This window comes from Sphingorhabdus sp. (assembly GCF_029865925.1).
Taxonomy (GTDB): domain Bacteria; phylum Pseudomonadota; class Alphaproteobacteria; order Sphingomonadales; family Sphingomonadaceae; genus Sphingorhabdus_B.
Window position 1 is genome coordinate 1 of the sequence record NZ_JARXAI010000099.1, and the last position, 14,881, is coordinate 14,881.

Annotated in this window: 13 protein-coding genes; 9 read left to right on the forward strand and 4 right to left on the reverse strand. The window is 53.8% G+C overall.

The window, feature by feature from the left end; all coding sequences use genetic code 11:
* Both QE270_RS10330 and rimP read right to left on the reverse strand, forming a co-directional pair.
* Window positions 1-572: NusA N-terminal domain-containing protein (locus QE270_RS10330; RefSeq protein WP_300039049.1), on the reverse strand; the 572-nt coding region annotated here is incomplete at its 3' end.
* 4 nt (window positions 573-576) lie between these two features.
* Window positions 577-1,137 (reverse strand): ribosome maturation protein RimP, encoded by a 561-nt coding sequence (gene rimP / locus QE270_RS10335; RefSeq protein ID WP_300039052.1) that lies wholly within the window; start codon window positions 1,135-1,137, stop codon window positions 577-579.
* A 186-nt stretch (window positions 1,138-1,323) separates the two neighbouring features.
* Between rimP and QE270_RS10340 the strand changes: the two genes are divergently transcribed.
* A complete protein-coding gene (locus QE270_RS10340) occupies window positions 1,324-2,457 on the forward strand; it encodes a PQQ-dependent sugar dehydrogenase (protein WP_300039054.1) in 1,134 nt (377 codons plus the stop codon).
* 19 nt (window positions 2,458-2,476) lie between these two features.
* On the opposite strand, the gene QE270_RS10345 is transcribed toward QE270_RS10340, so the two are convergent.
* Entirely contained in the window at window positions 2,477-3,313 is an 837-nt protein-coding gene (locus tag QE270_RS10345) for a DUF1499 domain-containing protein (RefSeq protein WP_300039058.1), read from the reverse strand.
* A 180-nt stretch (window positions 3,314-3,493) separates the two neighbouring features.
* On the opposite strand from QE270_RS10345, the gene QE270_RS10350 reads away from it, so the two are divergent.
* Genes QE270_RS10350 through QE270_RS10365 form a run of 4 tightly spaced genes read left to right on the forward strand, consistent with a single transcriptional unit; the run spans window position 3,494 to window position 6,361 of the window.
* Window positions 3,494-3,976, forward strand: coding sequence for an N-acetyltransferase (locus QE270_RS10350; RefSeq protein WP_300039061.1), 483 nt, complete (start codon window positions 3,494-3,496; stop codon window positions 3,974-3,976).
* 38 nt (window positions 3,977-4,014) lie between these two features.
* A complete protein-coding gene (locus tag QE270_RS10355) occupies window positions 4,015-4,566 on the forward strand; it encodes a DUF1285 domain-containing protein (protein ID WP_300039064.1) in 552 nt (183 codons plus the stop codon).
* The gene (locus QE270_RS10360) at window positions 4,563-5,135 is read left to right on the forward strand and encodes a CoA pyrophosphatase (RefSeq protein WP_300039067.1); all 573 of its coding nucleotides are present in this window, start codon (window positions 4,563-4,565) and stop codon (window positions 5,133-5,135) included. The genes QE270_RS10355 and QE270_RS10360 overlap by 4 nt, the downstream gene beginning before the upstream one ends.
* A complete protein-coding gene (locus QE270_RS10365; protein WP_366142265.1) occupies window positions 5,132-6,361 on the forward strand; it encodes a CCA tRNA nucleotidyltransferase in 1,230 nt (409 codons plus the stop codon). Before QE270_RS10360 ends, QE270_RS10365 begins: the two co-directional genes overlap by 4 nt.
* Window positions 6,362-6,428: 67 nt before the next feature.
* On the opposite strand, the gene parC is transcribed toward QE270_RS10365, so the two are convergent.
* Window positions 6,429-8,750, reverse strand: coding sequence for a DNA topoisomerase IV subunit A (parC, locus tag QE270_RS10370; RefSeq protein WP_300039070.1), 2,322 nt, complete (start codon window positions 8,748-8,750; stop codon window positions 6,429-6,431).
* Window positions 8,751-8,971: 221 nt separating this feature from the next.
* Here parC and QE270_RS10375 point away from each other — a divergent pair, with 221 nt between their 5' ends.
* From QE270_RS10375 to QE270_RS10390, 4 genes are all read left to right on the forward strand, one after another.
* Entirely contained in the window at window positions 8,972-11,620 is a 2,649-nt protein-coding gene (locus QE270_RS10375; RefSeq protein ID WP_300039073.1) for a TonB-dependent receptor, read from the forward strand.
* A gap of 131 nt (window positions 11,621-11,751) precedes the next feature.
* Entirely contained in the window at window positions 11,752-13,062 is a 1,311-nt protein-coding gene (gene purB, locus QE270_RS10380) for an adenylosuccinate lyase (protein WP_300039076.1), read from the forward strand.
* Between the two features lie 404 nt (window positions 13,063-13,466).
* A complete protein-coding gene (gene pyrF, locus QE270_RS10385) occupies window positions 13,467-14,141 on the forward strand; it encodes an orotidine-5'-phosphate decarboxylase (RefSeq protein WP_300039079.1) in 675 nt (224 codons plus the stop codon).
* Window positions 14,142-14,206: 65 nt separating this feature from the next.
* Complete coding sequence (locus QE270_RS10390; protein ID WP_300039082.1) at window positions 14,207-14,848, forward strand: phosphoribosylanthranilate isomerase; 642 nt, start codon at window positions 14,207-14,209, stop codon at window positions 14,846-14,848.
* The last annotated feature ends 33 nt before the right edge of the window (window positions 14,849-14,881 follow it).

Sequence of the window (14,881 nt, forward strand, 5' to 3'; positions counted from 1 at the left end):
TTCATGATGAGCGCACGGACACGATCGCCACCGCGCACAACTTCACGAGGGATCTGCTGGTCGCGGCGGATGACGCCCTCTGCCCGGCCAAGATCGACGACAACATGACCAAATTCGACTGATTTCACCACACCTGTGATAATCTCGCCTGTGCGATCCTTGAACTCTTCAAACTGGCGCTCGCGCTCTGCATCGCGCACCTTTTGAAAGATGACCTGCTTTGCCGATTGTGCATCGATGCGACCAAGGTCAACTGCGGGCAACGGGTCGACGATGAAGTCACCGACAACGGCGCCCTTTTGCAACTTGTCGGCCTGCTTCAAGTCAACTTGTTTGAAATAATCTTCGACATTTTCAACGACTTCAACAACGCGCCACAAGCGCAGGTCGCCCGTCTGGGTATCCAGCTTCGCACGAATGTCATTTTCGGCACCATAACGCGCACGCGCGGCGCGTTGAATAGCTTCTTCAAGCGCTTCTATAACAATCGACTTGTCGATCATCTTTTCGGTGGCGACCGCATTGGCGATTGCAAGCAATTCGGCCTTGTTGGCGGCAATACTACTGGCCATGTTCTTAATCTTCCTGTGCTTCGTCGTGAATGGGTTCGGCTTCTACTTCGTCCGCCCCATCGCTGTTGATGGGGGCAGTCGACGCAATCAACCGGTCTGTCAAGAGCAGCTTGGCTTGGCCAAGTGCGGAAAATGGGAATGTCAGCCGTCCGGCCTTGCGGTCATCGACATGGATTTCTTCGCCGTCCACACCGGCAAGGTCACCACGAATATTCTTGCGGCCATCCATTGGCTCGCTCAGTTCAATCTTTGCCTCATGTCCTACCCAGTCGGCGAAATCCGCCAAGCGCGTCAGTGGCCGGTCGATGCCAGGTGAACTGACTTCAAGGCGATATGCCTCAACAATAGGGTCGAGCTCGTCAAACAGGTCAGAGATGCGGTGCGAAAGCGCCGCGCAATCATCGATGTTCAACTGCCGTGTTTCGGCACGTTCTGCCATCACCTGCAAGGTCGGCTCATCGCTACCCTGTGCTCCGTTGGAAAACCACGCCACGCGCACCAACGAAAAGCCAAGCGCTTTCGCCTCAGGGGCAATCAAACTGCTCAGTTTATCTAGATCAGGCAAATTCAGTCTTTCTTATACGACATGCAATGACTTTCAGCGCCGGCCCCAGTGGCGCCAGCCCTTCCAAGTTCTCACAATGTAAGGATGCCTTTGTTATAGTGCGGAAGCCTTTCCTATGCAAGCCTCTTGCACATAGGGGTCTGAATTCCCAACTAACCCAGGCACAAATAATAGGAGCACTTATTAATGTCGAAATTGTCTTTCCTGCTTGGCGCGTCATTTCTAGCTGCAGCCTGCCAACCTTCGGTCAGTGACGCCGCCCCCGCAGACACCAGCGGGAAACCTTTTGACGTCGCAGTCGTTGCGGATTTCGATCAGCCATGGGCCATGACGTTTGTGCCCAACACGCCATATGCACTTGTGACCGAAAAGAAGGGCAAACTGAAGCTGTGGCAAAATGAGGGCCCCGTTGTGGATGTTGATGGCGTTCCAGCAGTTGCCTATGGCGGCCAAGGGGGCCTTGGTGACGTCATTCTACACCCAGACTTTGCCACAAACAAACTTGTCTATCTCAGCTTTGCCGAAGCGGGTGAAAGTGGGTTTGGCGCGGCAGTGGCAAGAGGCAAGCTTACCATTGCAGGCGGCAAAGCTGCCTTGAGCGGTGTTCAAATAATCTGGCGGCAGGAACCAAGGGTCTCGGGTCAAGGCCATTTTGGCCATCGTCTCGCTTTCGGGCCGGATGGCATGCTGTATATCAGCAGTGGCGAGCGGCAGAAATTCGACCCTGCGCAGGACCTCAACCAAAATCTTGGTAAAATTGTTCGGCTGACCGACAGCGGGGTGGTTCCATCGGACAATCCCTTTTACGATCAGGGCCGCGTAAAATCGCAAATCTGGTCTTATGGGCATCGCAATCCGCTTGGCATCGCCTTTGATACGCAAGGCAGGTTATGGAACCAAGAAATGGGGCCAGCCGGTGGTGATGAATTGAACCTTGTTAAGAAGGCAGCCAATTACGGCTATCCTTTCGTGTCCAATGGCAACCATTACGACGGTCGCGATATTCCAGACCATGCCCCGGGTGACGGCTTTGAAGCGCCCAAAGTGTTCTGGAACCCCGCCATATCTCCTGCTGGCCTTATGATTTATTCAGGCGACATGTTCAAAGAGTGGAAGGGCAGCGCATTTCTTGGCGGTCTTGGCGCAAAGGCGCTGGTGCGGGTTAAGCTGGATGGCAAAAATGCCACCAAAGCCGACCAATGGGATATGGGCGCGCGCATCCGCGAAGTAGAACAGGGCCCTGATGGCGCTATCTGGTTGCTTGAGGATGAGTACCGCGGCTCAGAAGGACGCTTGTTGAAACTGACGCCGAAGAAGTAGCAGATGCTGCGGCGACGCCTTATGGCGCCGCCGTCACCGTTCCTGTAAGATCTGCAAGGAAAGATCGTACGCGCTTCGCATTCATGCCCAAATCACTTAGCCCAACGCGGCTGACAGAGCGCATATCGACAATGCTCCCCTCCCCCGTGTCAGATGGACGTACCCGCAATACGACGTCATCTTTAAACTGAAAAAATGCGCTGGTTTCAGTCGCTTCCAGCCGGCCTTCTGCGGGCAAAGAAATCGCAATGTCCCAATTGCGTGCTTTTGCGAGGCGTTCCGCCTTGGCAATAACCATTGCCACAGGTTCATTAATACGAACCGAACGAATGTCGCCATAGCCCTTTTGGTGCACAACACCCCAACGCTGCTGTGGAGTAAGACCGCGCATTTTCAAATCATCCGCGCCAGGAACATTGTCCAGATTGTCCGCACGCAGCTGCAACGTCTGAAAGGCTGGCGGATCAGCAAGATCGGTCGATATATCATGAATGGCAGGCACCGTGAGTGCCTTGACAAGAAACGTTCCTACCCATCCCACATAGATTAACGCAACAAGCATACCAACCCAACGGCGTGCGCGCGGTGGTGGCGCAACAGACTTACGCAAGCGCCATGCTTGAAACAGGCCAATCAGAATAGCGCCAATGCCTAACAGAAATGCGAAAAAAACGCCCTTGAGACCTGAGGTATATTCCCAGAACCCCCAACCTGTTCCAACAGCGGAAACCAAGCCCCAGACAAACGCACCTATCCCGGCAATCAAAACCAAATAACCAGCATAATCTTTTTTGATACGCGCAGGCGACATAGTCGCCTCTGATATGTCCTGGGGCACGTCTTGATTGTTCACCATGTCGTCTCCTGCGTAACAAAACCATATAAGAGGCACACGCTAATATATGTTTGCTATAAAGGCAATTTACCGCTGCCTATATTATTGGTGGCGTTATATATTGGATTGGACAAAATGGATCCGCGGTGACAGGGCGCGGCGATAACCTTCCCACGCTTCGGCAATTCAACAGGCCAAAACATGATTCAGTTCTCGCCCCTAACCGGCACATCTGCAGATGCGTTGAACGCGCTGCTGGATGATGCATTTGGAACTGACCGGCATATGCGCACCGCCTATTTGCTGCGCAAAGGCATGACCGCTTTTGATCATCTGTCCTTTGCCATATTGGATAGCGGCGTTCTTGTCGCAAGCATCCAGTGTTGGCCTATCCGCGTGGATACGGCCGCCTTAATCTTGGTAGGACCAGTCGCTGTTGCCACCCGTTGCCAGAACAGCGGACATGGGAAGCAACTGATGCAATTGATGCTGGAGGCCGCAACGCCGCAAGACCCGCCAATGGTGATGATTGGCGATCCCGAATATTATGGCCGTTTTGGTTTTGAAGCTGAGGGCACATCTGGCTGGACCTTGCCCGGCCCTTGGGAACCTCGGCGTTTGCTTCTGCGCAATAGCAATATGGTTGCTTTGCCAACGCACGGCATGCTTGGACCAACTGACTAAGCTTTGACGATCGCTAGCTTTGTCCGTATCGCGCTCCTATGCCTTATGAAGCACCTGATCTAGCAAAGCTTACACTGTCCGATATTACGGAACTTGTTGCGGCGCGAAAATTGCCGCCGGTGGAAAGCTGGGAACCCGCCAATACGGGCGACAGCGAAATGCGGATCGCGTCGGACGGCAAATGGTTTCATCAGGGCGGCGAAATCACGCGACCTGCAATGATCCGGGCTTTTTCGAGCCTGTTGCGCCGAGATACCGATGGACAGCATTGGCTTGTGACGCCGCAGCAAAAGCTTTCGATCATCGTTGATGATGTACCATTCATTGCTGTCGAGCTGCAAAGTGAAGGCGAAGGCCAAAACCGCACTCTGGCGTTCCGCCTGAACAGCGATGACCTGGTTTTCGCTGATGCTGATCACGCAATCGAGATGCGCAACGGGCTGTTATATTTGTATGTACGGGAAGGCCTATGGGCAAAGCTTGCGCGTCCAGTATACTACGAGCTGGCCAATCTGGTGCTTGCAGAAAACCCAGAATTTCCTTGCATTTGGAGCAAAGGTGCCCAATTTTATCTGGCTACTCCTGCATGAATTGGCGTTCACGGCTGCATATAGCGCTTGATCCAGCGCTCAACATTGAAATCGAGGACGAACGTTACCTGGGTTCAAAAGGCCACCGTGCGGCAGCGGTGCTGATAGCCATTACCGACAGGCCGGAGCCAGGCGTTATACTGACCCAGCGCCCGACTTGGTTGCGTAGCCATGCAGGTCAAGTGGCGTTCCCGGGCGGCAAGGTCGACGACGGAGATGAAAACAATATTGCCGCTGCTTTGCGTGAGGCACATGAAGAATTGAACCTTCCACCCACCCAAGTTGACGTAATCGGCGTGGCCGATACTTATATTTCCGGAAGCGGCTACAGCATCTCACCCGTTGTCGGCGTTATTCCTCCAGACCTTGCGTTGCAAGCCAATCCCCAAGAAGTAGAAGACTGGTTTGAGGTGCCTCTTGCCTTTCTATTTGATCCTGCCAATTCAATCAAAAAACAGGCGGCTTGGAATGGGCAGCAGCGCAGCTATTACGATATTCAATGGGGCAATCGGCGCATATGGGGCGTGACGGCAGGGATAATTGCCAATCTGGTGCGACGACTGGCATGATAGGCACTAAACTTCCCGATGCCGAATGGCAGCATGCCGAAGGCTTGAAAAAGGTTTTGGCGGTACTGGGCGATGCCCATGGCGGTCCGCGATATGTGGGCGGCGCAGTGCGCGATACATTGCTGGGATTGCCGGTCGCAGATGTTGATATTGCGACGGCTTTAGAGCCAATGGACGTCATCGACAGGTTGGAAGCAGGCGGCATAAAGGCAATCCCCACCGGTATTGAACATGGCACCGTCACCGCAGCAATCGGTGGCAAAAATTACGAAATAACGACCTTGCGCCGCGATGTTGCAACGGACGGACGCCGCGCGACCGTGGCCTTTGCCACAGACTGGCGTGAGGACGCAGCACGGCGTGATTTTACGATCAACGCCTTATATGCGGAGCCCAAAAGCGGAGAAATCTTCGATTATTTCAACGGCCTTGAGGATTTGGCAACGCGCAGATTACGGTTCATTGGCAATGCAAATGAGAGGATAGCCGAAGATTTTCTGCGCATATTGCGCTATTTCCGGTTCCTCGCGCGATATGGAAGCGGGCAGCTGAACGCAGACGCAATTGCAGCATGCGCAAAAGGCGCGCATGGCTTGACGGCATTGTCGCGTGAACGCATCGCGCAGGAGCTTACCCGCATTTTAAGTTTAAGAGACCCGGCGCTATCCATTGAGCTGATGATCACGCACGGTATCTTTACACCGTTCCTGCCAGAACTTTCCAGCAGCGCAGCCAATGATTTGCAGAACCTCATTAAGCGCGAACAACAATTTGCGCAGATCGCCTCACTCCCCGCCCGATTTCTTGCGCTTCTGAAACGCGATGCTGTGGCTGTGGATAAAGTTGCCGCACGGTTGAAGCTGTCGAACAAACTGCGTGAAGGTTTTGCCCGTCGGCTAACCGCGCCACCGCCGAAACCTGATAACATTCGCGCCACCGCCTATCATGCTGACATCGAAACCGCGCGCGACGTGGTGATGCTGTACAGCACAGATAGCGATGTTCCAGAATGTCTCGCGCAGTTGCAGCAATGGGAAATTCCAAGCCTAAATGTTAAAGGCGGGGACCTCATAAAATTGGGTCTGACAGCAGGGCCATTGGTCGCAAAAACACTGCAAGCTATTGAAGCTACTTGGATTGATGAAGGCTTTCCCGACATCCAACGCCAAAATGAACTGGCGTCTCAGACGGTAAACGCCGCCTTGTCAGAAACCAAAAACGCGTAAGTATTTTTGCCGCTTTAGGGCCGAGAACCTTAAGGCCCAGCTCCTTCACTGCGTCCAATATCAGATATCAGTCGAATTGGTTGTTTCTGGGAAAGCCCTGTGGTGGCAAACGGCCAGCGGCGCCGCGGGCAACGCGCCACAAGGACATATCATTCTCCGTGCGCATCCGCCCGCTATCGCCACCCATAGCCCAGCTAAGGCCTTCGCTCATGCGGAAGCAAATAGCATCGGCAAGACCGCCATCTTTATACCGTTGCAAAGTCACGCCCTGCCCTTTGGACATTTCGGGTATCTCAATCATCGGGAAAACAACAAGTTTGCGGTTGTCGCCCACCACCGCCACATATTGATCGCGTAATATGGCTTCATCGGCGGTTTCCGACGGCGCAAGACGCACAACCTTTAATCGCGAGCCAGGCTTGAGTGTTACAACGCCACGCCCCTTGCGCGTCTCGGCTACGACATCGCTCATCCGGGCAATAAAGCCCTTACCGGTGGTAGCTGCCAGCAACATGCGCCCGTCGGGTGCAGCGGTGAAGACGGCGATAATGTCATTGCCCGTTTCGATATCGATCATGGTGCTCACTGGCTCGCCAAAACCGCGCGCGCCGGGAAGCTTATCCGCGCCCAAGGTGTAAAAACGGCCATTGGCCGTTGCGATCAGTATCTTGTCCGTGGTCTGCGCGTGGAAAGCAAAGGCAGGGCCATCACCTTCCTTGAACTTAAAGTCAGCGCGTGCAGATAAGTCGGCATGGCCCTTCATCGCCTTGATCCAGCCGCGCTTTGACATGATCACGGTCACAGGTTCGCGTTCAACAAAAGCCTCGAGCGAAATCTCGCGCGCTTGGCCAGCTTCTTCAAGGCTAGTACGGCGGCGACCAAGATCGGTTTCTTCGGCATAACTCTTGCGCAACGCGTCTAAGTCTTTTTTCAAACGCTTTTTCTGGAGCGCGGGGCTTTCAAGTAACTTCACCAGCCCTTCGCGCTCGGCCTGCAGCCCTTCAAGCTCGCGCCGAAGCTCCATTTCCTCAAGCCTGCGCAGCGACCGCAGCCGCATGTTAAGGATTGCCTCTGCCTGCCGGTCATTCAATAGGAATTCGGCCATCATAACAGGCTTTGGCTCATCCTCGGTCCGGATAATCTCGATGATGCGATCAAGATTGAGATAGGCAATGATATAGCCTTGCAGCAGCTCAAGCCGGGAATCTATTTTTTCAAGCCGATGCTGCGACTTGCGCACCAGCACTTCAATTTGGTGCTTCAGCCAGCGGAGCAGCACTTCGCCCAAGCCCATGACCTTTGGCGTGCGGTCTGCGTCCAAAACGTTCATGTTCAGAGAAAAACGCGTTTCCAAATCCGTCAGGCGGAACAACGCGTTTTTAATGTCTTCGGGGTCAACATTCCGGCTTTTCGGCACCAGCACGATGCGCACATGCTCGTCACTTTCGTCCCGAATATCGTCGAGAATAGGCAGCTTTTTATCGGCGATCAGCTGCGCAATCTGCTCGATCAATTTACCTTTTTGGACCTGATAGGGAATTTCGGATACGACAAGCTGCCACGTACCGCCGGTCAGCTTTTCAACGCCCGTTGGTTCCCAAGCGCCGTCCTGCCAACCGTTCGAGAAACGGGCACGCACCCGCATCGCGCCGCGTCCGCTGGCATAAGCAGCGCTGATAACGGCGCGGCTGTCAACCAACACCCCGCCAGTTGCGAAGTCGGGCCCGCGCACAATATCCATCAGCTGTTCGTGGCTGGCTTGTGGCTCCTCGATTAACAGCATCGCGGCATCAATGATTTCTGCTGCATTGTGCGAGGGAATGCTTGTCGCCATGCCTACGGCAATCCCGCTTGCGCCATTGGCCAGCAAATTCGGGAAAAGGCCAGGCATGACCTCTGGCTCTTCATCTTCGCCATTATAGGTCGGCCGAAAATCGGTCGCGTTTTCATCAAGCCCGTTCATCAGCTCGATAGCAGTGCGGGTCAGCCGCGCCTCAGTATATCGATAGGCCGCAGCATTATCACCGTCGATATTACCGAAATTGCCCTGCCCATCGACCAACGGATACCGCAGCGAAAAAGTCTGCGCGAGGCGGACCATCGCGTCATATACCGACTGATCGCCGTGCGGGTGATATTTACCAATCACATCACCGACAACGCGCGCGCATTTTTTATAACCGCTTGCAGGGTCAAGTTTCAAAAGGCGCATGGCCCAAAGCAAACGCCGGTGAACAGGCTTAAGTCCATCGCGCAAATCGGGCAGCGAACGTGCCGTTATCGTCGACATTGCGTAGATTAAATACCGCTCAGAAAGCGCCGCATCGAAAGGCGCATCGACTATTGCGTCAAACGGATCTTCTTCGGGAGCGTCAATTATTTCGGACATGTTAGTCCCGATAGCGAGCCATTCTGTTGTCGCAAAGCAGCGATTTCAGCAATCCACAGCTTAATGTAATTTTTCGAACATATTGGAATATATGCGCGTTGCCGCAAAGCCACACATCCATGGCAAAATATTTCAATATTAAGACTTTACTGGAACTTATCACGTCAAAGTGCCAGATTCCTGCCAGCATACCGCACATAGGCATAAATCGAGGAAATAAAATGAAGAACCTTAAGCTCATTTCAGCACTTGCAGTGACGGTTTCGACCACTGCTCTATTTGTAGCTGCGGCAAACCCAGCCTTTGCTCAAGACAGCGCACCGCAAAGTTCGGCCGTTGAAGAAGCAACTGGTGCAGATGCGATTATCGTCACCGGCACGCGCCGTACCGACCGAACTGTGGCGGACAGCACAGTTCCTGTTGACGTCATTTCGGCGGAAGCTTTGTTAAACAGCGGCCAAACCGAAACAAACAAATTGCTGAACCAGCTCGTACCTTCTTTCAACTTCCCGCAGCCGTCGCTCACTGATGGAACGGACTCTCTGCGTCCTGCAACACTGCGCGGCCTTGCGCCCGATCAGGTTCTGGTGCTGATTAACGGTAAGCGCCGTCACCAGTCGGCGCTCGTGAACTTGAACGGTTCTGTTGGCCGCGGGTCTACCGCAGTCGATCTCAACACAATTCCGCCATTGGCTATTGAACGCATCGAAGTGCTGCGTGATGGTGCAGCTTCGCAATATGGTTCCGATGCTATTGCTGGCGTCATCAACGTGCAGTTGAAAAAAGGCATGGGCGGCCGCGCGCAGGCAACGTTTGGCAAATATATAACTAAGATGGAAGATGTTGGCCAAGTTGATACGGTATCATTGACGACCACCAACCCGACGATAAACCCAGCGACCAACGCCATCACGGGTGGCGATAATCCAGTTATCAGTTATACGGGTGAAGATCGTAAACGTCGCGATGGCGATACTTACACCTTTGCATCCAACTTTGGTTTACCGTTGGGTGAGAGCGGTTATGTTAACTTAACGGCAGAATATAAGGACCGGTCGCCTACCAACCGCTCCGGTCCAGACATCCGCCGCAACTACTTCGCTGCTGGCGATCCACGCGAAGCGACCTTTAACCGTTATGCCCACCGTTATGGTGATGGTGTATCAAAAGACCTGAACTTCTTCGTGAACGCAGGTTATGAGTTTTCCGATACAGCCGAATTTTATACTTTCGGCAGCTATGGCGTCCGCGACGGCAATGGCGCTGGTTTTTATCGCCGCTCTTTCGACGCTCGAAACCGGGATTTTGCGGCTTCCACAACCAGCTTTGTTCCAATCTACGCGGACGGCTTCCTGCCGTTAATTGCTAGTAAAATTTTAGATATCTCTGCTGCGGCCGGTCTTCGTGGCGCAATGAGTGGTTGGGATTATGATCTTTCGGCGGTCTACGGGTCAAACCGGCTTGACTATACCATTGAAAACACGGTCAATACGTCTCTTGGCGGCGCAGCGAGCGCCCGCAGGTTAGATTCCGGCGGACTTCGGTCCGGCCAGACATCGATTAACCTCGATATGCGCCGGGATTTGGACATCGGCTTCGGTAAGAGTGTTTCTTTCGCTTTTGGTGGCGAATATCGGAACGAAAACTATAAGATTGTTGCTGGCGAGCTGCAAAGCTACGTCAATGGACCATTTTCAGCAGCGCCATTCAACGCTGCTGGAGGCGCCCAGGTGTTTCCTGGTTTCCGTCCGACCAACGAAACCGACGTATCGCGTAACAGCTTTGCTGGCTATGCCGAACTAGACGCTGATCTCACTGACCAATTGACGGTTCAATTGGCCGGCCGTTACGAACATTTCAGCGACTTTGGCGACACCATCAATGGTAAAGCAGCTGCGCGTTTTGAAGTGATTGATGGCGTTGCCTTGCGTGGTTCGATTTCAACCGGCTTTCGCGCGCCTAGCCTTGCGCAACAATCCTTTGCAGCTACCTCCACCAACAATGTCGGCGGGGTCTTGATTGAAGTCGGAACATTCCCTGTTTCATCGCCAGTTGCTATCGCTTTGGGTGCACAGTCTCTCAAGCCAGAAAAATCTATCAATCTGGGCGCAGGTGTTACCTTGACGCCATTTAGCGGACTGAGCATGACTGCGGATTATTACAATATTAAAATTAATGACCGTATTACGCTGACGGAAAACCTTACCGGTCTAGACGTTCTGGCGTTACTAACCACAGCAGGCGTGACTGGCGTTACCTCCGCACGCTTCTTCATCAATGGTATCGATACGAAGACCTCGGGTCTCGATATTGTCGCAAGCTACCGCTTACCCGAATTCGGTCTCGGCCAATTCCGGGTGAGCGTTGGTTATAATCTGAACGATACAAAAATCTCGGATCGCCGAGTATTTTCTGGTTTCACCGCGCAACGCCTATTCGCACGCCAGGAAAGCTTCCGTCTCACAGAGGGCCAGCCCAAGAACAAGCTCAATGTTGGCCTTGACTGGGATTATAATAACTTCGGTCTGACGCTGCGCACCAACCGTTACGGTGAAGTCTTCTTGCCAAGTGGCTTCTCAACGTCTGCAAACAACGGCAATATCGCGCTTGCGCCCGGTGCTGTTCCAGGTGATATCTTCTTGTCGCCAAAATGGGTCACAGATCTTGAGTTCCGCTTTAAACCTGTGGAGTCTGTCTCAATAGCATTTGGTGCAAATAACCTGCTCGACACGTATCCCGATCGCCTGCCATTTGGCACCGTGGATGGCGTGAGTTATGGCTTTAACAATTCGTTCTTGCCCTACAGTTCACAATCGCCATTCGGTTTCAGCGGACGTTTCCTGTATGGTCGTGTGTCGATCGATTTTTAAACCCATAAGAACTTCAATGGGAGGGGCGCGGCGTACAACCCGCGCCCTTCTTTTTTGCCACGCATTTTGACGCCCAACGGTGCGCCTGCTAACGGGACCACGACTCCCGAACCAAGCAGAAAGCGTTTCTTATGATTCCACGTTATTCCCGCCCCGATATGGTCAAGATTTGGGAGCCGGAGAACCGTTTCCGCATCTGGTTTGAGATTGAGGCGCATGCAACGGATGCGCTCGCCGAACGCGGGGTTGTGCCTGCTTCTGCGGCGCAGGCATTGTGGACATGGTGGAATACCAACCCAACGATAGACGTTGCGGCAATTGACGCTATCGAGGCTGTGACCAAGCATGATGTAATAGCGTTTCTGACATGGGTCGCAGAACAGGTAGGCGACGAAGCGCGCTTCATGCATCAGGGCATGACATCCTCCGACGTTTTGGACACCTGCCTTGCAGTGCAGTTGACTCAAGCAACGGACCTGTTGCTTGCGGACATGGATGCGCTGCTAGCGGCTATCAAGACCCGTGCAATGGAGCATAAATTCACGCCAACGATCGGCCGCAGCCATGGCATCCACGCAGAGCCTGTGACCTTTGGCATGAAACTGGCGCAAGCATATGCCGAATTTACCCGCGGTCGCGAACGTCTGGTCGCTGCGCGCGCTGAAATCGCTACTTGCGCTATTTCGGGCGCAGTTGGCACCTTCGCCAACATAGATCCTGAAGTTGAGGCACATGTTGCAGCCAAGCTTGGCCTTGCGGTGGAGCCCGTCTCTACGCAGGTCATCCCGCGCGACCGTCATGCGATGTATTTTGCGACGCTTGGTGTCATCGCATCTTCCATTGAACGCCTTGCGACCGAGGTGCGCCATTTGCAGCGCACCGAAGTGCTGGAGGCGGAGGAATATTTCTCGCCCGGTCAAAAGGGCAGCTCGGCCATGCCGCATAAGCGCAACCCGGTGCTCACCGAAAATCTGACGGGCCTTGCGCGCATGGTTCGCGGTTATGTTACGCCAGCGCTCGAAAATGTCGCGTTGTGGCATGAAAGGGATATCAGCCATTCCAGCGTCGAACGCTATATCGGACCTGACGCGACTATCACCCTTGATTTCGCGCTTGGGCGTCTAACCGGCGTCATCGACAAGCTGCTCATCTACCCAGAGCGTATGCAGAAAAACCTCGACCGCATGGGTGGGCTTGTCCATTCACAGCGGGTGCTTTTGGCGCTGACTCAAGCCGGCATCAGCCGTGAGGACAGCTACCGCATCGTTCAGCGTAACGCGATGAAAGTGTGGGAATCTGACGGCGCAGAATCGCTGATGGAGCTGCTTAAGGCTGACCCGGATGTCGTGGCCAAAATGACAGCGTCGGAAATCGAGGACCGGTTCAATCTCGACTATCACTTCAAGCATATAGATACAATTTTCGACCGCGTATTTGGCTAACTTCTCTGCGGCATTTCGTCATGCTTTCATGGATTACACACTAAGCCCTACCCAAAGGGGGAAAGTTTCCATACAATGAAAGTGAAAAGGAGAGACCGCGCGATGCGATTTCTGAAAACGCTGATTTGGGTGACTATAATTGTCGGGTTAGTCGTTTTTGCGACAAACAATTGGCAGCCCGTATCGCTCCGCCTTTGGGGCGGGCTTCGCCTTGACACGAAATTACCGGCTTTGGTGATGGTGGCATTCCTGCTTGGGTTTTTGCCTCTCTACATTCTTCATCTTACGCAGGTTTGGCGCATGAAGCGGCGCATTCTTGTACTTGAGGGCAATCAGCGGAGCATGTCTGCTCCCCCGCCACCGCCTGTATCCCCGCATCCGACGTACAAAGCCGTGGACCCGATATGACCAACCCAATCTTCGTTGCCATCGACACGCCCTATCTGGACGATGCGTTGGAACTCACGCGCCGCATCAAAGGACAAGTGGGCGGCATAAAGCTTGGCCTAGAATTTTTTTGCGCGAACGGGCATCACGGCGTGCATGAAGTTCAGAAACTGGGCCTACCCATTTTCCTCGACCTGAAATTGCACGATATTCCCAATACTGTCGCAAAGGCCATGCAGGCGATCAACGTGCTTGAGCCCGCCATTGTGACTATCCACGCCGCCGGTGGCCGTGCGATGATGGAGGATGCCAAAGCTGCTGCAGGTTTGCATACCAAAGTGGTTGCCGTGACCGTACTGACCAGCCTTGACGATCACGACCTTAATCGCATTGGGGTATCCGATAACCCCGAGCTTCAGGTCGCGCGGCTTGCTGCGCTTGCGCAAGAAGCAGGCCTTGATGGCATCGTTTGTTCCGGTCATGAGGTAAAGGCCGCCAAAAAAGCATGGAAGGACGGTTTCTTCGTCGTTCCCGGCCTGCGTCCCGCTGGCGGCACTGCCGAAGACCAGAAACGCACTGTGACGCCTAGACAGGCCCGTGATGACGGCGCAAGCGTCTTGATCATCGGAAGACCTATCACCAAGGCAGATAGCCCTGACGAGGCTGCACGGGCGATTATGGGCACCTTATAGCAGCTACGGCTCCTTCATCCAAGTTCAGCATGACGGGAGTGAAATGGTCGGCTATTGGGCCCAATATGAACACACAAATCAAAATTTGCGGCCTCAAAGACGAAGTGACGGTGGATGCCGCCGCCAAAGCGGGCGCTACCCATATTGGCCTCAATCTATATGAAAAAAGTCCGCGTTATGTCCCAATGGAAAAAGCTGCCGCTCTTCGAATGCGCGCGCCAGCATCGCTAAAAGTTGTTCTATTGCTGGTGAACGCGGAACCCGGCCTCGCCGCCAAAGCGATTGAGGTCGTAAAGCCCGATATCGTGCAATTTCATGGCTCGGAAACCGCTATATGGCTCCGTACCCTGAAAAGCACCGTAGACATCAAAATTTGGAAAGCCTTTGGCGTTCAGAACGCGGCATCGCTCAAAAATGCAGATGAATATGTCGATGCAGCAGACCTCATCTTGTTTGATGCGCCCGCACAGGCATTACCCGGCGGCACAGGCATGCGCTTTGATTGGTCCTTGCTCACAGAACACAAGCATAAGCTTCCATGGGGTCTTGCAGGTGGCCTGAACGCCGGTAACGTTAAGGAAGCTTTGCGCCAAACACGCGCGCAACTGGTGGACACATCGTCGGGCGTGGAATCCGCGCCGGGCATCAAGGATGTGGACAAGATTGCGGCCTTCTGCCAAGCGGTGCGGGACTATGACAATCACTGAACGCACCCCGAACTCCTTCCGCAACCAACCCGA